The sequence below is a fragment of the Desulfitibacter alkalitolerans DSM 16504 genome, from assembly GCF_000620305.1.
GTDB classification, from domain to species: Bacteria; Bacillota; DSM-16504; order Desulfitibacterales; family Desulfitibacteraceae; genus Desulfitibacter; species Desulfitibacter alkalitolerans.
Genome location: NZ_KK211101.1, coordinates 22,938 through 46,332, shown reverse-complemented (window position 1 = coordinate 46,332; position 23,395 = coordinate 22,938). Strand labels below are relative to the sequence as shown.

17 protein-coding genes and 1 pseudogene are annotated in these 23,395 nt (G+C 44.5%); 1 reads left to right on the top strand and 17 read right to left on the bottom strand.

All coding sequences use genetic code 11. The annotated features are described in order from the left end of the window. Positions 1 to 47: 47 nt before the first annotated feature. The 8 genes and pseudogenes from K364_RS0111925 to K364_RS0111885 all read right to left on the bottom strand — a co-directional run bounded on the left by K364_RS0111925 (position 48) and on the right by K364_RS0111885 (position 13,960). Positions 48 to 2,840, bottom strand: a complete 2,793-nt coding sequence (locus tag K364_RS0111925) for a TrlF family AAA-like ATPase (RefSeq protein WP_028308212.1) — start codon at positions 2,838 to 2,840, stop codon at positions 48 to 50. A 3-nt stretch (positions 2,841 to 2,843) separates the two neighbouring features. Then, positions 2,844 to 5,378 carry a DNA methyltransferase gene (locus K364_RS0111920; protein ID WP_028308211.1) on the bottom strand — a complete coding sequence of 845 codons (2,535 nt, stop codon included), beginning with the start codon at positions 5,376 to 5,378 and terminating at the stop codon, positions 2,844 to 2,846. 12 nt (positions 5,379 to 5,390) lie between these two features. Further along, complete coding sequence (locus K364_RS0111915; protein WP_028308210.1) at positions 5,391 to 9,080, bottom strand: DUF6079 family protein; 3,690 nt, start codon at positions 9,078 to 9,080, stop codon at positions 5,391 to 5,393. A gap of 14 nt (positions 9,081 to 9,094) precedes the next feature. After that, positions 9,095 to 9,538 carry a BREX-3 system P-loop-containing protein BrxF gene (gene brxF / locus K364_RS0111910; protein WP_028308209.1) on the bottom strand — a complete coding sequence of 148 codons (444 nt, stop codon included), beginning with the start codon at positions 9,536 to 9,538 and terminating at the stop codon, positions 9,095 to 9,097. Positions 9,539 to 9,575: 37 nt separating this feature from the next. Beyond that, entirely contained in the window at positions 9,576 to 9,803 is a 228-nt protein-coding gene (locus tag K364_RS0111905) for a helix-turn-helix domain-containing protein (protein WP_028308208.1), read from the bottom strand. 554 nt (positions 9,804 to 10,357) lie between these two features. Beyond that, positions 10,358 to 10,537 (bottom strand): annotated as a pseudogene (locus K364_RS0111895) (helix-turn-helix domain-containing protein); the annotation flags it as partial. Between the two features lie 10 nt (positions 10,538 to 10,547). Beyond that, positions 10,548 to 12,386: a VirD4-like conjugal transfer protein, CD1115 family gene (locus K364_RS0111890; protein WP_028308206.1), complete on the bottom strand. Its 1,839-nt coding sequence runs from the start codon at positions 12,384 to 12,386 to the stop codon at positions 10,548 to 10,550. Positions 12,387 to 12,478: 92 nt separating this feature from the next. Then, positions 12,479 to 13,960, bottom strand: coding sequence for a toprim domain-containing protein (locus K364_RS0111885; RefSeq protein WP_028308205.1), 1,482 nt, complete (start codon positions 13,958 to 13,960; stop codon positions 12,479 to 12,481). Between the two features lie 708 nt (positions 13,961 to 14,668). Between K364_RS0111885 and K364_RS0111875 the strand changes: the two genes are divergently transcribed. Beyond that, the gene (locus K364_RS0111875; protein ID WP_028306738.1) at positions 14,669 to 15,916 is read left to right on the top strand and encodes an IS110 family RNA-guided transposase; all 1,248 of its coding nucleotides are present in this window, start codon (positions 14,669 to 14,671) and stop codon (positions 15,914 to 15,916) included. A 171-nt stretch (positions 15,917 to 16,087) separates the two neighbouring features. On the opposite strand, the gene mobP3 is transcribed toward K364_RS0111875, so the two are convergent. The 9 genes from mobP3 to K364_RS0111825 all read right to left on the bottom strand — a co-directional run bounded on the left by mobP3 (position 16,088) and on the right by K364_RS0111825 (position 23,386). Further along, a complete protein-coding gene (mobP3, locus tag K364_RS0111870; protein WP_028308204.1) occupies positions 16,088 to 17,863 on the bottom strand; it encodes a MobP3 family relaxase in 1,776 nt (591 codons plus the stop codon). Between the two features lie 11 nt (positions 17,864 to 17,874). Beyond that, positions 17,875 to 18,282, bottom strand: coding sequence for a hypothetical protein (locus K364_RS0111865; RefSeq protein ID WP_028308203.1), 408 nt, complete (start codon positions 18,280 to 18,282; stop codon positions 17,875 to 17,877). Between the two features lie 411 nt (positions 18,283 to 18,693). Next, on the bottom strand, positions 18,694 to 18,945 hold the full coding sequence (locus K364_RS0111855; RefSeq protein WP_028308201.1) for a DUF6103 family protein: 252 nt from the start codon (positions 18,943 to 18,945) through the stop codon (positions 18,694 to 18,696). A gap of 21 nt (positions 18,946 to 18,966) precedes the next feature. After that, on the bottom strand, positions 18,967 to 19,341 hold the full coding sequence (locus tag K364_RS0111850) for a DUF6103 family protein (protein ID WP_028308200.1): 375 nt from the start codon (positions 19,339 to 19,341) through the stop codon (positions 18,967 to 18,969). A gap of 13 nt (positions 19,342 to 19,354) precedes the next feature. Further along, entirely contained in the window at positions 19,355 to 19,732 is a 378-nt protein-coding gene (locus K364_RS23890) for a DUF6329 domain-containing protein (RefSeq protein WP_035269195.1), read from the bottom strand. Between the two features lie 72 nt (positions 19,733 to 19,804). Continuing rightward, positions 19,805 to 20,602, bottom strand: coding sequence for a Fic family protein (locus K364_RS0111840; RefSeq protein WP_028308199.1), 798 nt, complete (start codon positions 20,600 to 20,602; stop codon positions 19,805 to 19,807). A 154-nt stretch (positions 20,603 to 20,756) separates the two neighbouring features. Beyond that, positions 20,757 to 21,848 carry a M23 family metallopeptidase gene (locus K364_RS0111835; protein WP_028308198.1) on the bottom strand — a complete coding sequence of 364 codons (1,092 nt, stop codon included), beginning with the start codon at positions 21,846 to 21,848 and terminating at the stop codon, positions 20,757 to 20,759. Positions 21,849 to 21,853: 5 nt separating this feature from the next. Continuing rightward, a complete protein-coding gene (locus tag K364_RS0111830) occupies positions 21,854 to 22,348 on the bottom strand; it encodes a gamma-glutamylcyclotransferase family protein (protein WP_028308197.1) in 495 nt (164 codons plus the stop codon). A gap of 15 nt (positions 22,349 to 22,363) precedes the next feature. Then, positions 22,364 to 23,386, bottom strand: a complete 1,023-nt coding sequence (locus tag K364_RS0111825) for an amidoligase family protein (protein WP_028308196.1) — start codon at positions 23,384 to 23,386, stop codon at positions 22,364 to 22,366. Positions 23,387 to 23,395 lie beyond the last annotated feature (9 nt).

Below are 23,395 nucleotides of genomic sequence, written 5' to 3'. Positions count from 1 at the left end.
ATTTTCTCCTGTTTAAAACTTAATATATGAAAAGTAGACGCTTTAGCTTATATGCGGTACTTTTGCTTCCTCAAATCAAACGCTTTTTTACCACCTTCAAGAATATCACAAATATGTTGTTGGACGCCTTGACTATTCAGAATGCCGGATTCAGGACTTCCGTCTGCTCCCATTACAGGCTTATCATCTTCAATAGAACCCGACCTGTATTCAAACCGATATTCTTTATTAGGAGAGTTTTTTCCATTTTGATTAGCAATGATAACTTCTTCCGCATCGCTCCCCAAAACAATGTTCGCATTGTGGGTGACTACAATAATCTGTCTATCCTTTTTCTTGCTCTTTATAAATGGAATAAGGTCATCAAAAATTGAGCGGTTATCAAGATCATCTTCCGGCTGATCAATTAGTATAGGGCATTTACTATTTGCTAAGCTAATGAGTAATTTAAGCAAAACCAGTGCTTTCTTTCCTGGCGACATAACATCAATAGTATCACCATCCATTTTGACGCTATATGTCGTATTATACCAATCCGCTAAAATAATCCGTAGAGCAGATTCTACTGTATTGTTTTTTACTAATGGCAACTCACCGCTGAGAATTTTCGTGACAATCGAATAAACATTTTGTTTGGAATAATCTTCTGCACTAAAATCATCAAGATTTATTATTTTCTTTAGTGTACGATTATCTATAATATGCTTGAGTTTTTCAAGAAAAGCTTCTTTTCTAAAAGGATACCCAACCGAGAAAACCAGATCATCTGTTGATAAATCAGTGTTTCCATTAACAGCATCCGCATATTTCTTATGCTGTTTAGCATAAAAAGCCATTGAGTCAACAACCTGCTCTAATAATACGTTTGCCCTTTTACTTATTTCTTTGAACTGGTTATCCATCTCAATTAACTTACCAAGCTTTTCTGATTCTAATTTAATTTTGTCAGTTAGTTCAATAATAGCCTTATTCCCTTGCACTCTATCATGCAAGGATTCTTGTGTCTGGATATATCCACTAAGTTCCTTTTCTTTCTGCAATTTGATTACATTAATATTCTCGATTATTGTTTTCTTAGCTGATAACCATACTTCATTCGCTGCCTCGATAGCTTTGCTGATGACTTGATTAATCTCAGTCATAGTATTTTTTGAAAATGGATAGTCGATATCTTTCGCTACTACAAGAGAAGAGATAGCATTAATATTATCAATTTCATTAGTTAAATCGGTAATTTGGCGGGTTAGCTGGCTGACTTTTGAAACAGCCTCGTCATACGATTTTATATCATTCTCAGAAAGAGACAATGCTTTGGACAGTTGCTCTTTTTGAGCTCGCAGCTTATTGATCTCTGCCTCTATACCAGGCTTATTCCCCAATTCTTTCCTTTTTGAATCTATCTCACCAAGCTCTCTATGTTTTTCGAGTAAATCATAGATCGCCTTATCTAACTCAGGTTTATATGCTTTTATTGCTTCCTTAGTTTCTTCATACACCTTTTTAACAACTTGGTTATTTAGGACAATATTTTCAATAATGGAATCTATTTCAGTTTTTTCCTCTTTTTCGTCAGTAAGTCTATTCAAGTATGTTTGAGGAATATAAACGATTTTATGTATAGTGTCATTACTTGCATCTGAACTTATTGAGCCATCCGCCCAGTAGACTTTTAGCTTATCAACTACCTTAGTATTGGTATTAGTAATGGATATTTTTTCTTCAACCTGCTTTTTGTCAATGGCCAAGGCAAGATTATGCAACAGAATAGACTTTCCCGTCGACTTCCCGCCAATAATGCAAGTTAACTTATCGTTAAAAACAACTGGTTGTGTTTGAAAGTCCGTATCCTTAAACTCAATACGATCAATTACATAGTAATCTGGTTTTTGTTCTGGTATAAGTTCAGAAATTCTCACTCTCTGCTCTGGTTCATATAATACTTGTTTTAAACCATTAAATGTAGGATCTGCTTTTATCCAGCAGTATCGCTTTTGATCTGGCTCAAAGATCTTTGAATTCTCGTGTGCATCGCAGCCATGTATACAAGGCATTAAAGAACCGCATTTTTGAATAACCTTATCAGGAGAATCAGCTCTTTTTCCAAGAAAATAGTCAATATCATTTTGGTTAGCAGAAAATATCGCATCCGCGAACTGATAGATTGCTTGTCGAGTCGCATCAAAATCTGACACATGAGATGATGAGTCGAAATAGCAAGAATGATTTGCTGCACCCGTTACGCCGTCATTGCTACCATTCGACACGACAATTATTACTTTTTCGCGGAGATCTGCGTCTTTGTCAAAAATAGATTTAATTGAGTCAAATGATGGAATGAACTGACCGACACCTATTTTATAAGCATCATCTTCATCAACCACTGATGAAGAAACGGCTCTGCCAAGCTGAATTAACTGACTCTTTGTTGCTGTATACGTCCTGCCGCCATACGTTATTGACATTTGTGAAAAAAAACGGTCATCAAGGTCATTTACTATTGCAGGGTCAAAAAGAAAATGAATATTAATGCCACTTTGTTTTGACAGAGGATACATTCGCATTTCAACATTTGGCAATACTAGTTTTACTGTGGCGGGAAGACGATTATCAATTAACACTTTCTTGTAGTTCTCGACCGAAAGATAGTCTGTAATACCAAGAGCAACGACATTTCTAGCAATATCAGTTCCATCCCCAATATATGTAGTTATGTCCGTATAAAAAGTGTTCCATTTTTCCTCTATGGAACTACCAGTATATTTATCGTTTTTTATTGTTCCTGGCGTATGTACATGTAAGTCCCAACGCCTCCATTCGGAACCCCTCTGGTATTCAGACATTGTTTACACCCTCCCCAAGCTAATGTCATAATACATAAGCAGCTTGTCATCTTCCTGGATAACACTTTCCGGCAAGCGCTCTGCTGTTTCGACAATCAGCTTATAATTCTTATCGGCCCAGAGTTTTGCAAAGCCCACCCTGATAGCTTCTGTACGGAAGAGTTTGAGCTTACCTTTAGTAGCCACGTAACCCTCGAATTCTTTGAGCAATTTCTTTTCACGGAGCTTGGCCACATCGGAAGCCTTTGTAATATCAGGGATATACCATCTGCCCTTATCGTCCTGCAGGAAGTTTTCTTCAAGCAATACTGCCAACTCAGGTCTTATCTCAAACTTGTCCCAGGCTTTTATTTCCTGCATAAACTTCGGCTGGAGTTCGGCGTATGTCTGCGGTGTCTCAAGCTGTTGGTAAAGCCATGCAATTGCCGACTTCTCATTGGTGACAAAAAGCTCAAACTGAACCGGCTCCACATCGTTAACGATACGGGCCGTGTCATATTCGTTGACCTGATCAGCCAGAAAGTACATCCCGTCACGCTTCAAGAATTTTTCGTCCAAGCCTTTATAAAAGTCTGTTGCGTCTAACGGAACAGCTATTCCGTTCATAATATGATACGCCACCATACGGTCATAGAGGAGAAATGCCTGACGTTCTGCTATTAGTTCTATTTTCCCGTTCTTAACGACAACAACGGGTAGATTTTCAAGATGCTGACGAACAAAGCTCCATGCCGTTTCTTCGCTTCCAGCGTGGGAAATAAACTCACGCTTAAAACTGTCTTTTGGTTTATAAGCTGAAATTACAAGGTCTTGCTTAACGGCCGACGTGGTCGTAACCTGCTTGAAGCTGCCTTGCTGCTTATTCAGCGTACGAACGTCAGCGATAATAAAACCGGAGCGTTGAAGCGATTCCTGAATGGCGTTCCAAACAGAGTTTTGCGAATTATGGAATACTACTGTCATCCAGCGGCCTGGCTTTAGGACGCGGCAACACTCACTGAAGCATTGAGTCATCAGCGACTGATACTCCAGCAAACCTTTCCCCTGAACGGCGTTTATAATCGCTTCGAGTTTCTGATTGGTAAAAACCTTCAACCAGGCCTCCCAAATAAAGCTCAGTTCAGAATAGTTTAGGTTACCGCCAAACGGAGGGTCCGTAAAGATATAGTCTATTGAATTTTCCTCTATATTTTTTAAATCGCTTGTTGATCCAATATTGATTTGCGCACCACAAAAATTTGTTGTTTTATTGTAAACAGATAAAAAATCTGTTTGTTTCCCGATAAGCAAATTCAATACATTAGATTCAGCTACCAATGAAGGAACATAAAGCGTTCCGCTAACAGGCCCGTTGCCTCGATGTCCCATGTTATAGCGAACTATCTTTGATGTAAGCGTAGCATTAATAGATTGAAAAACAATGTTAAATCTTGAAGTTAATGCTTTATGTGAAATAGCTGCCAATACAGCCAAATTCCTTCTCGTATAAAACTGATGCACATGGGTTACCCCATGCGAGCGTTTGGGTTGCTCTGTATTATATCCATTAGGCAATTCATCCGTTGGATACCAGTATGGTATTTCCATATTGTTGATTTTTTCAATCAGCGCCAGATCAAACTCGTCCGGTGTTTTTTCAAACCGCTTATTTCCCACCGAGTAATTGATTAAAACCGGTACCTGCTTGGCCATGGTGACAAATACATTCAGCCGTGTATCAAAATGTGTTTCCTGGGCCCGTGCACAACTGCGTTTGGTCAGCTGGCTGCGGCAATGGGGACAAAAAAAGGTGTCATTGACCTTGCCGTTTTTCTTGTCAACAGCCGCGTCCCAAAACACGATTTCATTGGAGCAGGTAGGGCAGATAAACACATCGCTCCAAACCGTATAGTTGATGCAACCGATAAGGGGATTCCCATCTATGCCTATTTGGAGCTTTCCTTCAATGACATGCCTTGTCTTATACATCCAGCCCAGCTCCTTTTCGCATTCTTTTAGAATGCGAGTGGCTTCCCGCTGAAACTCCGCCACATCCACCGGTGTATTATAGTTATAAGCAATAAAGGTAGCCGCAGGAGAAAGGTCGTTCAAGATGGCTTTGCGTGCTCCCCATTTGACATAGGGCATTTCGGCTTCGATTTTGGCTTTAAACTCTGGATCAGGATTCCCACACATCTGTGCCGCAACACCTGTCATACCGGTACCACAGAAGCCGTCAAAGATAATGTCACCTGGCTCTGTATAATGGAGAATGTAGCGCATAATAGCTTTATGAGGCACTTTCGTATGATAGCTATGAGCATTATATATCGGGTCATTCTTACCCTCGCTCACATCAGCAGCGAACGGCTCCCTATGATAATCGTCAGTCGCTTCATCATAAGGCTTGCCATGTTCTTTTATAAAATCTTCAATAAATGGATTAGGGCATGCCGTATAGTAGGGAGGATTGGATAGAGCAATAATGTCCTCGTCCTTGCCTATAGGAAAACCCTCTATATGCCGTACTTTGTCAATATCTTCTTTAGTCAGCTTCATACTGGTCTCTCCTTATCTTTTTACAATAATACGCAGCTTCTCTTTATCCTTGCCTTTGGTATAACTATCCAGCAGATCTTTCAGTTTGCGCTGGAAGGTTTCAATATCGCACGGCCCAAGTGCGCCGAGCTTGTCAATGATGTCGTCGGCCGCAATGGCGACAGGTTCAAAACCTTGTAACAGATCCTCAATAGCAGTAATAAAGAACTGGTCAATCTTTTCGGGCAAAGTCTTAGTTTCAATAAATGCATCAATTGCCTTGCGTTGTTCCGGACTTAAATATTGCTTTTGTTCTTCAAGTGTTGGGTCTGTAACCGTATTAAACAGGGTATTCGTCCATTCGGCAAGCAGGCTGTCAATCCGGTCTTCAATCTCTTCAAGCCTGCCTTTTACCGGAATATCGGCTTCACCCATCAAGAAATTGCATTTCGTGCAGAAATGGTTCGTTTTCAGCATATCAGGAGTCAGCTCATAGCAGACTTTGAGCCCGGCCAGGTCCTTTTCGATACTGTCCAGTTTAGATGCCGAAAAAATATTATTGATTGCTTTCAAGCGCTTTAAATTAGCTAGTTTTGCCGACCCGACCAGTTCACCCTTACGCTGGCCATCGGAAACTCCGAGACGTTTTTTCTGATGCTCTGCAAAGTAGATGTCAATATACTGGTTTTTGACTTTTACCAGCAAACTGTTCACATCCGCTGCAGCACCCTCGCCGCTCATGTCCTGAGGTATGTCATCTCTAATCTTGCGGAAGTTTTCCTTGGCGGCTTCAATCTCTGCTCTTAAGGCAGCACCAAGCTCCATGCGTTCCAAATTCATCATGTAATTGACATTGGCAAGGCAGTCGTTCCTGAATTTTTCGTATTCCAGAACAATTTTTGAGGCAGCAATATCCTTGCCAAGCTGCTCAATCTGTTCCATTGTGTAATTAAAGTTATTGAGCTTGGCCACGGTATTGAACCTGCTCTGGAAGTTACCGAATATGTCCAGCACCCTCTTAGCAGAAGCCTTATAATCCGAAGCAAGATGGTCGGCAATCAGCGGTTCGCCCCAAAGCTCAAATTCTCCGTTCAGCTTGCTGTTGGCCCTGACCGCAACATTGGCCATCTCCTGTGCTCTGGCAAGCATCTGTTCAAGCCCGGCCTCCCGCTGGGCAGGATTGTTGATAAGGCCAACAGGGAGCTCCAGCAGCTCATACAGCCTGACCAGTTCTGCCAGCTGCATGTCCTTTGGCTTGAAAATGTACTTAAACTCATAAATGTCAATGGCTGATATCTTGGGCAGCGTTTCCAAATCAGATGCAGTCAGGGTAGTGCCGTTCCTTAAAGCAATGACCGCATGGCCTGTATGAACCAATGCAAGTAAGACAATCGGTAGCAGGGCATAGCTGATTCCGAACCGCTTGTCCAGGTAATATTCATCTTTATTTTGAACTTCAGTATAAATGTCACTGAAATTGATAACGGCCTTGGCAGGGATCTTTTCCAGCTCTTTGATAAAGTATTGTGCATACTTGGAGTTTTGAACGGTAATTTTTTCACCGTCAAGTAAATCAAAACTTTCAAGCAAGGCGTTTGCCTGTTGGTTCTTTCGCCCTGCAAACCTGTCAATGCCTGCACGGATAATATCTGCCCGATTGCGGTGCGTAATCTGAATTTTAAATTTCGGCATCTCAGGATACTTTTTCGTAAAGTATTCGTCCAAACAGATGGAAGCAACCAGATCAATGGTTTCTTTGAACGGGTTGGTGCTCTTATATTGTCCCTTCATCACTTCCAGTAGCTGCTTCTTTTCGCCCTTATAGATTACTTCAAAGCAAGTATTCTTATTTTCACTCAGGTATTTCGTCAGCTTTTTCTTGAAAACTTCAGCTTTGTTTTGATAGGCAGGCTTATTTTTTTCTTCGGCCAAATCTTTCAGTATTTGAGCAGCACCATATAACTTCAGCGTGTTCTTGAAGTCTTCGTTGGGCTTAAACAGGAAAAAGACCTCATCGTCCTTCTTGTCATCCGTATAGCTCTCATTGCCATAGGGAGGAATAAAGTATATGTAATAATCCTCTGGCGGCTGAGCAGTCGGACGCGATTCAGGTGTGCCAAAGAATAGGTAGCCTGAGCGAAAAATAGCATGAGACACCCAGTTTAACCGGTGTTCATAGATTTTGAAATTATCAACATATTCTTTCTGATCCCACTCTAAGCAATAATAAACTACATCATAAAAATAGCTATTAAGACTGTCATCATCCATGATAGCCGCTCTTTGCGTGATTTTTTCGTCGTAGTCGATATCTTTTTTCAAGTCCAGATAATATTGTCCGTTATCTGCATTATGTTCAATAAACTGCCCGCTGACAGTGGTCATTATATCCTTCAGAACCGTTTGAATGATAGACTGTAATGTATCTGAGCTTTGGTCGGGCATTCCTTTTAAATACAGGCAAAGATCATCCCTGAGGTTTTCTGCGGTAAGTCCTGCACGGATACTGATGTCACCGGTGGTTAATCTATGTACGCTTAAAGCATATATTATCTGCAATGCCAAAGGTTTATAAAGACGTTTAGGAAATGAACGGTTGACGATATCCTCAAGCATGCCGCTCTTTTCAACGACTTCTTTAATATTGGCATCTGTTTTAAGGGCAAGGTTTTCCTTGATAAAGGACCAGTAGCTGTCAAATGATACAATGCCGGGAGATTCATCAGTAATTTCATCGTCAAGTATCCGCCTGATGATCTCCGAAATGTTTTTTAGTATATGACGGTTCTCAATAATGTAAATCTTGTTAAAAACTTCAATATATGAAGGATGAATAGGGAACAGGTCAACGTACTCCTCCATGCGCTCCGACATATTGGTATACAGACTGCAGAACTTTTGCAAGTGCTCACGGATCAGCGCCTTCTGTTCAGGAGTCTTCTTCAGTATTCTTTCAGATACAACATAGGCCGTATCTTCCTTACGAATGATGACTTGCTCAAACCTATCCTTTACCCGGTTTAAAGTATTGGATACAAATGAAAAGCTGGGGTTATCAAAAAGTTTTTCCTGTACTCCGAAAATAGCTCTTAAACGGGAAGTTTTAATAATTTCTCCCAGCTCGCGCATGAAGCCCAAGTCGAGCTTAATCTCCTGGCTTTTACGGCCGCCAAGATAGTCGAGGAACTCATCCACCACAATCAGGTATCCTTTGTCGGGATATTTGGATGAAAACAAATCCATCATGGTCAGGAGCACATCTTTATTTGAGATAATATCCTTTTCATCAGGGAAGTCAAAGATGAGCCCACGTTCAGCAAAATCCTGCTTTACTTTTGTCAGGATGATGTTCCTGAGGGACATTTTTGATGCGCCTATCTCAATACGCAGAACTTCAAACTTCCCCGCAATGATCCTGGCAGCCTCGGCAAACTTTTTGTTTTGTACATAGTCAAGGTTTTCGGCATCGTATGCTATTGAAGAAATGACCGACATAAGGTGTGATTTACCTGTACCGTAGTTACCTACCAGCAAAACACCTTTATTGTCTACCACATCATCTAACCGAAGCTGTGAAAGCATATTATTGGTTAGCTTGTCCGCCATATCATCGGACATGACATAGCTTTTAACCAGATTTATTGCTTCTTTCTTGTCATTAGCCGCCGTAAGCTGGATAATGCTTTCGATTGGATTGAAGTTTATCAAATCTGCGTATTTCATCAAAATAAACCCCCTCAGATTACACAAGTTATATCATAGTCATGAATGTTATATGAATGAAAATCCCTATAAGCCGGTGTTGCATATACCAAGTGGTTATCGTCCAACGTGCCGCACCACTTTATAACAATTTTTGCTCTGCGTGACAGCTCATAAAAAAATCTGATAACATCAATGCTGTACCTCGGGTCAAACAGTATTTCGTAGTCTGTCAGAAAAATCGGGCCTTGTATGGACGATACAATTCTTATCGCTTCATCGCTAACAAACTGCGGCCTGATAGCTGCATCTTTTTTTACAAGGGCTTCAGCCAATAATCCATTAAGTCTGAGCTCTTGATAACCAGCTTCGGCAATAATCTTTTTCAATCTTGGCGCAGAAGAGCAAAGTATAATCGGTGTATTTGTTTTCTCAAGCATTTTTTTACTGAATTGAGAACTCTTTATTAACGTACCCAAGCAAACCCCACTCTCTTTCTATTCTAGTCACGCTATCTTACCTGCAGTCGCGCTGTTCATCCGGCCCATCAACAATTTCCATGATATCTCCGATATCACAGTTAAGCGCCTTGCAAATCTTGACCAGTACTCCGGTAGTCACATTCTCATTTTTGCTGAGCTTAACTATAGACGATGAACTTATGCCTGCTGCTTTACAAAGGTCTTTTTTCTTCATGTCTTTATCGATCAACAGTTTCCACAGCTTTTTGTAGCTTACCGGCACGTATTTCACCTCCATCGTCCTATATTTATAGCATACACTTACTATTATGCAATTTCAATATTTTTTATTGTGATCGCAATATTACTTACAAAATATGCTTATTTATTGCGTCCCCCAAATAATTCATAGATTTTCAGGAGGTTATAAGAGGAAATGAATTCATTGAACAGTCCTATCTTTTCAAGCTGTTTTTCATTTGGTTCCATGATATGAGGGTGTTCCAAGACAATCCAACCAACAGAGACAATAAAGCTGCACACTTTTTGTATTCCGCATTCCTTGATTTTTCTAAATTCATCCTATTTTCCACCTTTCATGCTATTTATCTATAAAACTATTTTGTTTCTTTGTCTGACGTTGAATATTTCTTAGAGTGGGCAGTTCACTGCATAGCTCACGGTGAACCGTACCACAGTTCACCAAATGAACAGGCTGCCCCCTTGGTGTAAAAGTAAAGTTTTTCAGAGTTACCCCATCCCTGATTTCAAAAAATACATGTTGCTGCTCTTGCCCCCGTTTTCACGCCACCGCTGCTCCTTGCAAAGATAACCGCTCTTTTCAAGGTCTGCAATGGCTCTTTTTACGGTGCTCCGTGACAGCTTCAGCTCCGCGGCGATGGTACCGATCGCCGGATAACATTTGCCGTCCCTGTCGGCCCTGTCACGAAGGTACATGTAGACAGCTACAGCCCTATGGGGAAGCTCTGATGCATAAAGCGATTCAAAATAACCCATCGGGCACCTCCTAATCTGTACGCAGCGGCGGCTCCAGTTGCTGCTGTGCTTTTATCTTTGTTTGCAGCCTGGACTTCAATGCTTTCCCCTGAATCTCTTCAGCAGGTGCAAGGGACATGCCGCCATGAGCTGATGTGGAGTATGGTTCCTGTTCTTCTATATCCTCATAAGATATGTGCCGTTTGACGATTTCTTCTTCAAGTTCTTTTTTGTCAGCATAGGCAACCTTGCGGGCGGATTTTTCCTGCAGCTCATACACCTTTTCAAACCGGATGCCCCATTCAATGAACAGCTTTAAACTGGTTTTCATAGGGCAGGCGCCGGTCTTTGCGACAATGAAGCTGCCTTTTGGCAAGGTCTTCAATTCGTCGGGAGTCATCAGGGGACGCTGGATCATTTGCAGGGATTGGGACGGATCATGCTTCCCCCGGGTGACCGAACCTGATAAAACCGTCTTGTTGCCGAGGCTTCTGGAGAGTATCTCCGCTGATTCCGAGTTTGGGGCAAAGCCTCCAAAAATGGTGTCCTGGCAGTTGTCGATGATGATGGCGGCTCCTTCCTTGCCGTAGTTCTTTTCAAGCTGCGCAAAGCTCTGTATGATGGCCACGATGGAAACACGGCGGGAACGGGAAGCGGAAAACATCATCTCCGCACATTCAATTTTTGGTATAGTGCCGATCTCATCGAGGTACATCATGACACGGTTTTGAAGCCTTCCTCCTTGCTCATCGGCCACCGACAGTATCTCCCGGTAGAGCTGCTGGACAATGAGGGAGATTAGAAAATATTTTGTATTGTCTTCTTCCGGCATGACAAGGAAGATGGCAGACTTTCTTTTGCAGAAGCGCTCCGCATCGATGGCAGTGTCAAAACAGAGTATCTGTTCCAGTTCTGAGTCCAGGAATGCATTCAACCGGGAAAGGGCTGTCGACAGGACGCTTTGCATGGCCTGCTCCGCAGTGTTTAATGCCGCTCCTGCAAACCATCTTGCCTTATGCTCTGACGGAAGCTTTTCAATAAGCAGCTGGAACTGGTTTTTGCCTTTTACGCCGGAGGGAGTCAGCAAGTCCTGTATGAGCTTAAAGACCGATATGATATGGCGTTTCTCTTTTGGACAGTATTCCGCTACCAGTAAAATGACGGCTGTCAGCAAGCCTTCGGCTGCATCGTAGAAAAATGCATTCTGGCCGTAGGAACCTGCATCCAGTCCTCCGGAGTTGACGATGGTTTTTGCAATGATTTTTGCATATTTCTCCGCCCTGGCTTTTGCTGGGAGATTATCAGGATTGGCAAGGTATTCATCCATATATTTGTTCACAAGGTGCAGCATATTGTTGCCATCGCTGCGGGTAGGGTTTCTCAGGTCAATGACGGACACATCGTAGCCATAGTAGTCTTTGGCGATGCATCCGTAATTCCTGTAAAGGTCGCCCTTGGTATCGGTGGTAATAAAGCTCATCCCGGAAGCACAGGCATATTCCAGATTGGGATAAAGGAAATTTGCGGTCTTGCCGACACCCGCTGCACCGATCATCAATGCATGCACATCCCCCTGGTCTACAAGAGCGGTGACCGATCCTGGAGCCGTTTTGCATCCCACAACCAGACCCTGCACCTTGGGCAGGTTGATACCCTTGCGCCACCGTTCCGGCTCATAGAGTACATGAGCATAGGTCTTCTTGATTTCATTCTTCGTTGCGAACCTTGCCGTGCCATGCTGGCCGTCACCCACCGTCCTGGCCTTGATGCCATTCAAGGTATAGTAATGAGCCAAGAGGACGATAAAACCGATGACTCCGAACATAGTTGCAGCAGCTATGATTAAAGTAACCACCTGTGATGCTTGCATTGGTTTCCTCCTTCTTGCAAAATTAAGAAAGCCATGCACCAATGGTTTTTCATTCGCACATGGCTTTCTTCAAATATGCAGTTATAATATTGCTAAATACCAGGCTGCAAAAATTCTTCGCAAACAGCCTGCATATAATCGACTCTCTCTTCATTCTGCTTTTGCAGAGCTTCTATTCTCTGTTCCTGCTCTTCAAGACATATAAAAATTTGAGCCTTGACACAGTTTAGTGCAAAACTCATATACGATGCGATTAATTTTTGCTTGTCCTCAAAGGTACGGATTCCAGATGTGTTGAGCTGAGCATTAATGGCATCGATATCCTGCTGGATATCCTCTGCTTTGGTTTTTAGCTTTCCCCGGTCCTGGTGCGGATGATAGCTGCAACAGAGTTCATCGGTCAGTTGCTTAAAATTCACCGGTTTTTCAAGCTGCCAGTATTGCGCCATCACTGCAAACAGCGCATATACCGCCATGCTTAGCAGCTGTTCCATCAGGACAGCTTTTTGTCTATCGATTGACCTTGATGACTGCATGAGGGGCACTGCTTTTTCATAGTGCTTTATCAGCATTGCATGAGGATTTTTCACGGATTTGATATGGCTGTACAAGTAATGAATCTCTCCGCATAGCTCTTTGCAGGCTTTCAGCTTCGGATGCGGTTTTGCCGGAACCGATGTTATACCATGCTGCGCTTTCAGGTCCTCATTCCAATCCTTGCATTCGGGCTGCAAACATGAAACACTGGCATATCCTTTCTCACGCAATATTTCCGTAAGGCGACCAGCAGCTTCTATACCGGCAGGATCATGGTCGAGGCACAGTACCACATTTTTAATGTGCATATTTTTTAACAGCACATGCAGCATGGCATGTTCAGCCACACCATCCAGCGTTACATAGCTGTGCTGCTGCCAGCCTTTCTTATGCAGGGTGATAAATGACAGCATGTCGATGGGAGCTTCGAACACATAAAGGGTATCACTTGTACCGATGTAATTGAAGCTGTATTTTGGATCGGAGCCTTCCACATTGCCACGGTAACCAGCAGCGTTGGAATAGGTTCCCCTTTTATGTGCATGCCGGGCTGTGTCGTTTTCATCATAACCTACAAAAACAACATTGTGATATTCCTTATCCTCATATATTTTTTTCTCTCTGACAAAGTGGGTGAGGACATCCCGGTCAATATATCTCTGCTTCAAGAGGTAGGCATATACCCGGCGCATATTGTCTGCAGCCTCCGGCATTATGAATTCTTTTCGTTCTGTTTCCGGCACCTTTTTATCACTTTGCCTAAACGCCGTACCCTGTTCGCCGCCCAGCAGCAGTGTCACTGCGTCAGGGAATGAGAGGCCATAAAATTCCTGCACAAAATCAATTGCCAGACCGCCTTGCCCGGCGCTGTGGCGGAACCACCGGTTACCCCGGATTGTCACACTATCATGACGCTTCCACCGCCACTCCCTGCCGGAGCGTATGAGCTGCTCCCCCTGCCGTCTGAGAAAGTCCACAAGGTCAACGGAGTTTGCACGCTGTTTCTGCTCATCTGTAAAATATACGTACTCTGCCATAGCGATCCTCCTTTGTCAGCGTTTCCGCTTGCCCGACCTGCGAAAATAAGCCACCCTTTTCACAGGTGGCTTCAGTCTTGAGAATATATAAGAGACGGGGAGCTTTTCTTTTTTCTGTAGGTAGTTCTTCTTCATGGGAATTCCCTCCTTGTATACTATGAGCAGCCCCCGATTTGGACGTTAATTTCCAGTTGGGACATTGCTCATTTTTTAATGTAGATCTTTAACAACTACAACAACAAGTTATTCATCGTAGCAGGGCTTGTGGGTATGTGGGCAATGCTTTAGCATTGTCCAAGCGATTGTGGACCCTGTGGGCAGGTGCGCAGCAGCTGTCCACAAGTCCACATGAGCGGCATATCCACAAGCCAATAACTAATATGCTATCTTTTTTAAAAAGGGTTTACAGTCCTGGGATGTCTTTGGGAAAATATAGCCAAAGGTGTCTACCAAGGGAATGTTCCATTTCCTCCAGTTGCCCCGTTATAGGGTGTCTTCCATTTTTAGAGTGTTCCCCTGGCCCCATGTTATAGACCTACACGCTGACTGTTTCCCGGTTTGCCTCTCCCTCTGTTAGCAGACGGAGGCCAGTGCACCGAGGGGATCCGGTGTATTCCTATAGCTCGCAAGGCTGTCGTTCATGGGTTTCCCAGGGACATCCCAAGACTGTAGACATCTATATATTTTAAAGTGAAGGAGGTGATTAAGATGTCTAACCCTTTGTTTGTCGGTATCGATATAAGCAGCAAGGACAATGTTGTTTGTTGTTTGTCTAATGATGATGAAAAGCGTCCTATAAGCCGGTTTAGTGTTTTTAATAATAGACCTGGTATTTTTGAGCTTAAGGATCGTATCAACCAGTTGGTTAGTAAACATGATTTTGATAGAATACTTTTTGGTTTAGAGCACACCGGTTGCTACTCTACCCATGCTGCCATCTACTTGCATCGCCATTTGGACTTTGCCTGCCCTGATGTTAAGGTCTACATGTTTAACCCTAGTCTGATTAAGGAGTTTAAAAAGGCTCATTTCTTGGATGCTCCTAAAAATGATAGGTTCGATGCCTGGTATATTGCTGCTAGGCTTAAAAGTGGCTATCTGCCTCATCCTTTTACTTGGAGTGAACCTTTGATGGCTCTTCAAAGGCTTACTCGGGCCAGGTACCACCTCATGCAGGCTCTAGTACGTGAAGCTAATTTTCTTATGTCTAACCTGTACCTGAAGTGTAGTGATTACTCTTTAGTCTTTTCTAACAAGTTATCTGCTACTTCTCTGGCTGTTTTGGAAGAGTTTGAGTCCGCTGAGGCTCTAGCAGATGCTTCTTTGGATGATCTGATGGAGTTTTTAATTCAGCATGGTAAAAACCGCTTTGATGATCCTCAGGCTGTTGCTAAACAGTTGCAAAAGGCTGCTCGTTCTTCTTACAGGTTGCCCAAGGCCATGTCTGATTCTGTTAACTTGGCCATGGCCTCTAGTATTAGGGTTATTAGAACAATCCAGGAACAGCTGCAGTCTTTGAAAAAGGCTATTGAGGACCATTTAAAGACTATTCCTCAAACTCTAGATTCTGTTCCGGGTATCGGTCCTATTTTTGCTTCTGGTATTATTGCTGAAATTGGTGATATCCATCAGTTTGACAGCCATAAACAGGTAGCTAAGTTAGCTGGTCTTGCCTGGACCCAAAATCAGTCTGGTGATTTTACTGCTAGTAGTACAAGGCTTATTCGCTCTGGCAACCGCATTTTAAGGTATTACCTTATTGAGGCGGCAAGCAGTGTTCGGGTGCACGACCCTGTTTTTGCCGAGTATTATGCCATGAAAAAAGCGGAGCCTAAGCAGTATGCTCATAAACGCGCCCTTGCTCTTACTGCCCGTAAACTGGTACGGTTAGTCTTTTTTCTGCTGAAGTCTAACCAACTCTACCAACCGAAAGGGGGAAACCGACAATTAAATTAGAATAGACCAAAGCTCAGGATTCCTTCCACCTATTTATTGTTATATTTGTAATAAATATACTTGTCATAGGGTGGGCTTGTTTAGTGTTGCCTTTTTTAGGCAAGCACCCCCTTTTGTGCAGCGAATTCTTTGAAAAATTTCCAATTACCTACTTGACATCATACCGCTGCTCTAATAGCTTTGATGTGGCGCATGGTCGTTATATGCGTGACCTTGCGCCAGTTTTTTCTCCATGATTTTTTTGCGAAGCTTGCGGTCAACCTGGATGAGAGGATTGCCAAAAGCTTTCTGATACTCCTCTCTAAAGATATTGCCCAAGTGATGCATCAAGCGTGTTGCTGCAAGGAGTATGGATGGGTCTTTGAAGGAATCCATGCGTTCCAGCAAATACTTTGCATAGATATTTCCCTGTGCTGCAGCTGCCGACAGCCAATGCAACGCTGTTTCCTTATCCTGCCTGACATCATGCCCTAAAAGATACAGTTTGCCGAGGGCATATTGCGCATACTGGTTTCCCTGTTCTGCATATTTGGTGAACAGTTCCACAGCTTTCTGTATATCCTTCTCTACATGGTTTCCTGCAAGGTACAGCTTTCCCATTGCATACTGTGCGGGAGCATTTCCGTTGTCCGCAGCTTTCCCCAGCCACTGCAATGCCTTTTCTACATTTTCATGCTCGCTGTCCGATTCAAGATAAATCCTGCCGAGCATATACTGTGCGTTGACATTTCCGAGCTTTGCAGATTTCTCAAAATATGTGGTGGCAGCAGTAATATCACCATCATCTTCTATTGATATATCCTGTTCCTCGTCCGGCTCAAAAGTGAAATGGTGACTGCCGATATTTAACGCTTCGGCAATCACCATGTTTTTAATGCTCTTGAATTCTTTCTGCTGTGAAAGCGGAAGAGGCGGCGGCAGCTTGTCAACATAGGTGCTTAAAACTTCATTACGCATCTCGTACCAACTATCGTATAGTTTTGCCACTCTTTCGTCCTTTGCAAGCTCATCGACGATCTGATTAACGAGTGCCTTGAGAGGAGCTTTTAAATAACCGTATTGCTTCTTGCCGGAAGTATATTTAAGCTTTTCAGCAAGGCGGGCAATCAATTCCTCTATATTTTTATTTTCACATATCCCTGAACGAATTTGAGCGATGATGTCCTGCATGGCCACACGGCTTTGTTTGGTCAGGGAATTGCGTCGTTCAGTCTGCTTCTCATAAATCTGCATCAGGTCCTGGCGGAAGATTTCCCGCGCGAGACTTCCCCGCATGTTTTCTATCCCTTGCTTTGTGACATAGGCTTCTTTGGGATTGATGGAGTAAGCAATCAGGTGGATGTGCGGGTGATGGCTCTCATTGTGAAAAGCAGCATACCATCGCAAATTTTCCGGAGCGATCTTCATGTTTTCCGCGATGACGTTCCGTTGTGCCCGGATCAAATCCTGCCACGACTTTGCATTGTCATATCCCAGCCTCTCCGCATCCTCACGCCGGAGGGATATAATGTTTGTCCATACATTTCCGGAATGGTTTGATACTTCATCAGCAACTTTTGATAGTACAACAGGTACACCTTCATCCGTAAAGAGTCCGTGGCTGCCGAACTTTTCAACTCTCGGACGATTGGCGATGTAGTCTACAAAGTTTTTCTTTTTGCCGATCAGATCGAGATTGTTTTCAAGAGCAATAGAAATAAACTCCGATGCATTTTCCCTGGTAGGTTTTTTCAGATAGTCCTCGTACTCGAATATGTCAGCAGTATCCGGCAGCATTTTCAGGATTTCAGAAATCAGCTGCTGCTGATTTTTTGTTGCAGGAAGAGTTCTGAAACTGTCATCAATTTTTTCGACTCCCTCACGGGTGGCCACATATTCTACCAGATTGGCCAAATGTGCTTTGGGTGCATTTTTTAAGTACCGGCATTTGAATATGATCCTGGGCATAGCATATCACCTTACTTACCCTTTTGATATTTCACTGCCTCCTCAAAGGTGACGGAGCCGATGGTCTTTTTTACATCGTTGATGCATTTCCCACGGAGCTTTTGCAGCAGGGTTTCATCGATCTCGGCGGTAGACGCAAGGACATTCATCATCATGGACATCTCCACCGCCAGCTTGAAAAGCAGCCGTGCAATACGGTTCTCAGAGCTTTCAACAATACCGGAAAGGGTGGAAGTAATTGCACTGGGAAGATATTTGTTGTTTTCACCGGATGTGATATATCCGCTGTAAAAGTGAATGGCCTTTTCTATAAACTCGCTCCGGCTTTTGCAGTTATCCTTCGGGAAAAGCTCGTCTGTCTTTTTTATGGTTTCAGGATACAGCCACAGGGGAATTCTCTTTTTATTCTCCTCTGCCACTCTCAACCACCTCCGTTCCTTGTCTTGATTCCATTCATATATTCGGCAACCACCTGTGAGGTGTACCTGCAAAAGCCTTTGCATGCGGGAAAAACCCGGATTTCCGACCACCCGCGAGGTAACCGCAGCCCTATTTAGGTGCACCTGTCTTAAAGCCTTTCAGTCCGCATTGCGGGCTGATGTGATTCGAGGGGAGGTCGCCTGCGACCACCCCTCTTTAACCTGCACCGTTTTCGACCCCATGGTCCACCCCTGCAAGGATAAGCCATGCCTGCTGCCGTCTTCTTTATGCTCTCAACAAGCCCCAAAAAGGGGCGGAAAACTGCCCAAAGGTATATAGATGCCATCCTCCCCCTGAAAAGGCCGCACAAGGGCACACAGCCGCCAAATATTTGGCTTTTTGTATGCTATTTACACGGTGGTGCTGGCATTATTGGCAGCAGCCGTAGAGGAAGGCCGGGACGGTCTTTTCGGCTTTTCCTGCACCCTGGAATCCCGGCTTTCAATGTACTCACGAACTGGGGCGGGGACGTGCTTTTCGTAGAGCTTTTGCATCACATCGTCCAGCTCCGTCTGAAGGTCGGCATCCTTTTTACCCATGTACTGCTTGATAGCGTTCAGCTTTTCTTCATCAAATTTGATTTGCAGGGTTGCTTGTTTCATTGTGAATCTCTCCTTTCGAATTTACATACTCATGCTCATGCCCTGGGATTCTTCCGGTTCTTCCGGCAGCTCCGGCTGTCTGGCCTGCGGAGATGACGCCGTTGATTCAGCCACCGCCTGCTCACGCTGGCGGCGGGTCTGCCTTGACTGGCGTTCCCTTTGTGGCTCCGGCTGCTGCTCCTGATCTCTCTGTTCAGGCATTTCCTCCTGCGGTGATGCTTGGTCAAGCCTGCTTTCCACATATTCTCGAACGTGTGCCGGAACAACTTTTTCATAGGTTTTATCAAGGTAATCCTTTAGCTCCTGCTCAACAGTCAGCTCCTTTTTGCCCATAAAAAAACGGAGTGCATCCAGCTTCTCCGTTGGGAACATTATTTTCAGTTCGGTTTCTCTCATGGCTCTCTTCCTCCTATAAATTCATTTTCATACCCAAAGATTCCGGCTCTAATTTTTCATCATGAAGCCCTTGAGTTCGCTCCTGATGCGCAGCGAGAAAATCACAGGCGTTAGGCAGGAAAGCGGCGTAACGGGTGTAACTGCTTCCTTCCGATTCGATGAGAATGCCATCGGACCTGTTCTCACCAACTACCAGCAAGCAGTGATATGTCCCCTCTTGGTCCACATACATGAGGTCGATGTTGTCCTTGATAAAGTCGTAATCCGCCAGCATATTCTTGGAAAACGTATCGTACTCCCGAGAATTAAGCTCAATAATTTTTTCAATCACACAGTCCCTGGGCTGAAAGTCAGCGGTTTTTCTTTCAAAGATAGCTTTGGTCTTTAACATTTTTTCCCTCCTTGGCAAGCAAAAAAGCCATCCCTTTTCGAGATGACTTTCGCTTCTAAATTATTCTGTTGTTTACATACTCTGGGTAAAATCCGACAAGCCTTTGCGTTCCGGCTTCATACCTTCGGCAAGAGCCAGTGCCTTTTCCCATGTCTTTTCCGTTTCATATTTGAGAAACTCATAAAGGGGATTTAAGTCCTCGGCTTCATCATACTTTTGCAGGCACTCGTAATACATCCGCTTATCCTCGTTATAGACGATAAGGGGCGGGTGGTTATGAGTCATGAGATAGTAATTCATGAGCGTCCTGCCGACACGCCCGTTTCCGTCTGCGAAGGGATGGATATACTCAAACCTTGCATGAAAATAGGCGGCGGCTTTTAAGACATCCTTTCCCTCATACGCGTTGACTTCGGCAATCAGCTCTTTCAGATCCTTTTCCACATCTTCCGCAGCAGAGCCCACCTCATGGACGCCGGTTACATAATCGTGCTTTTTAAATTCGCCTGGCCGTTCCTCATTTTCAATATACCTGCGCTCATCGTATGTCCCGCCGGTGAGAACCCTGTGAATTTCCTTAACCAACTCTATGCTGAGAGGCTCCTTTTTCACGATTTTTTCTTTCAAAAACTCATAGCACAGCTTTTGATTTTGCTGCTCAAACAGGGCGCGGGGACTTCCGGTATAGTCTACAACCCTGCCGTTTTCAAAGATTTCCCTTGTATCATGATAGGTGATTTCCTCGTTCTCTATTTTCCCGGAATGAAACGCAAACAGGATGCGGAAACTGTCAAGATATTTATCTAAATCAGCGGCGGAGGCAATTTTGTATGACTGCCACAGTTCAACAGCCTTATTGTATAGCTCCAAACACACCCCTCCTTTTTTACATTATTTGTTTCATTATACCACACTTTTAATAAGCTTAGACAGAATTACGAAGGCTATAGGTTTATTCTAACAGGAAGTCTCGCCATCGGAAGCTGCCCTTTTTTCTAATCCGCAGCATCGTTTTTTACCTTGCTTACGGCAGATAGTTTCTTGGGTTTTGCTTTTCACCGTTTACTCGTACCTCAAAGTGCAAGTGCTCTCCGGTGCTCCGGCCAGTGGAACCGACCTGTGCGATGATGTCGCCCGCCTTCACGGTCTGCCCCTCAGTGACAAGGATTTTGGAGCAATGGGCGTATATGGTGACGAAACCGCCGCCGTGGTCGATGGCCAAATGATAGCCGTAGCCTGTATTCTTATAGCGCACAAACAGCACAGTACCATCAAGGGCTGCATGGATCGGTGTGCCTTTGGGCGCGCCCATGTCCAATCCGGAGTGTCCCCTGCGTTGGCCGGTGAAGGGATCAGTTCTGTAACCAAATTCCGAGGTGACCATGCTGCGCCAGTTTTCCCCGAGGGGAGAACAGAAGCCGTCCACGCCGGTAAAGGGTGCATCGGACAGCGGCAGTCCGTTTACCCAAGCATCGAATTCTTCTCCATAGGTGGGGACACTGCCGCCGTAGTCAATGCGGTAGTAAATCTCCGAAGCGTTGGCCTGTTCCTCATAGGTGATTTTCCTACCGAGGGCGCTCTGAAGGTTTCCGTAAATTTCCGGCAGTGATTTAAGCGGTACAGCTACGGTGTATTCTTCCTCCGAGGTTGTGCCATCGCCATTGTCCACGGTTCGGGTGCGGGTTTCATAACGGACAAAGCAGTCAGCAAAGGCACGGTAGTCCGAGCTATCCATCTGCAGATTTTCAGCGCCGAAGAACAGAGAATAGAAAATTGCCTTAACCCTTGTGCTGTCGATACTGCCGTCCTCCACCAGTGATGATATATCGGAGATGACGGTGTCAAGCATGGCGAAGCTGTCCTGCATATCCCGGATATAGGCGGCGTAATCCTCCGGCATTTGGGGAGAGATCGCACCGCCATTAAAGCACAGCTCTATAGCTGCATTGTTATGATCTGCTGCGGCGGAGAGCAGGCTCACGATCATCACGATGGCCAGAATCAACGGTGTAAGAATGGCAGCGATGAGGACGCTGAGGACTTTCCATGTCCGCCTGTCGGCTGCCGCCTCGACCGCCGCTTTAACAGCGAGGGTAATGGTAGCCGGATCAGCCATAACCATCACCACCATTTCAAGTCAAACAGATTTTCCTGTTCCGGCTGTTGTTCCTTAGCAAGCCGGATGGATTTTTCCACCGCCTGCTCCAGGTACTCGGTATCGAAACCTGCGCTTTTGTAGCCCTCCATGATGGCATTAAGATAGTAATCGGACGGAGATCCGAAGGGATGTCCGTCATTCATGATATAAACCATCGCAGAAATGGTCTTGCCGTTAAGCTCGACATCAAGGATTTCCTTGCGGTAAAAATGGGGATACCCCTCATAACGGTCAAGGGCCTGCAGGTCTTTTTCTTTCAGTTCCCATAAAAGAACAGGGACATGGCTGCCCTTGAGCGGTTCTACCGTTGCTACCGAACCTCTGCGACCGCCACGGAACAGCAGCTCATAATCCTTGATTTTACTTGCCCCGATTACCTTGGCAGTGGGGCATCTAAATGCCATCTGCTGCAGGTTGAGATTGCTGCCGTAAGCAATGTACAAGGTTTTGCTTTTCATGTTTGCTCAGTCCTCCTACATGGACATAGAAAGACCGGGGCATTCTTCGGCCTCGGTCTGTTCGATGTCCTCTTGATTTTGTTCTGCTGAAGCTTCTGTAATCGCTTGCGCTCGTTCTTTTTCTTTCTTCTGCCTTAATCGTTCCTTTTGCCGCTCGGCCTGCTGGGGGTCTTTCCAGGCGATGCAGCCGTCCAGATGCTCCAGCAAATGAAGCCGTGCGGTCTTGAATTCATCGCCGATTAAGCCGAGTCTGAGAAGCCAGGTGCGGAAGGTATATTTTTCATTGGTGCTCTGGGTTTTGATGCGGCTGGCGCAGCGCTGGGTGAGTGCCTGGTGGCTGATGGCGAGGCAGAGCTGAATATATGCTTTGATCTTTCCGGCGTGGGTGGTGCCGTTAAACAACCTGAACTCGATCGTGCCTTTTTGAAACACACTGTGGAGATTGAGGCAGTGGTACCGGCTGTTGTGGTAATGCTGATTCCTCCCATCATTGCCGTTGTACCAGATCCTGCTGACATCCTCCAAGGTTTTCGGTTTTTTACGGTTGAGTTCTTCTAAAAAACTTTGCTCCACCTTTTTGCAGTAGCTCCGCTCTCTTGCCACATTGACCTGCAGCGCCTTATAGATCAAGTCTTCCTTGCTGGCCATGATGTTGGTGATGTTGCGCAAAGTGTTGGCATTGTGAGGTGACGCATCCACATGGACATGGATGCCGCAGCTTGCATTGGCAATGGCTCCGGCAGCCCGGAGTTTCCGCACAATCTCCTGTATGGTTTCAATATCCTCATATTTGCAAATGGGACTGACCAGTTCCACACGGTAAGTGGAATCGGCGCTACCTCGTTTGCATTCTGCAGAAATACTGGCATCGCTCATGATTTTCCATCTGCGGTTTTGGCTGTCCAGCACGGAATATGTGTCATAAGCACCTCCGTCATGGGACAGCCGTGTGCCGAAATACTCCGACAGAACCTGTGCGGCCCTTTGCCTTGAGAGTCCTGTCATTTCGATTTCGATTCCAAAGCGTTGGGTTTTCATCGGCCAGCC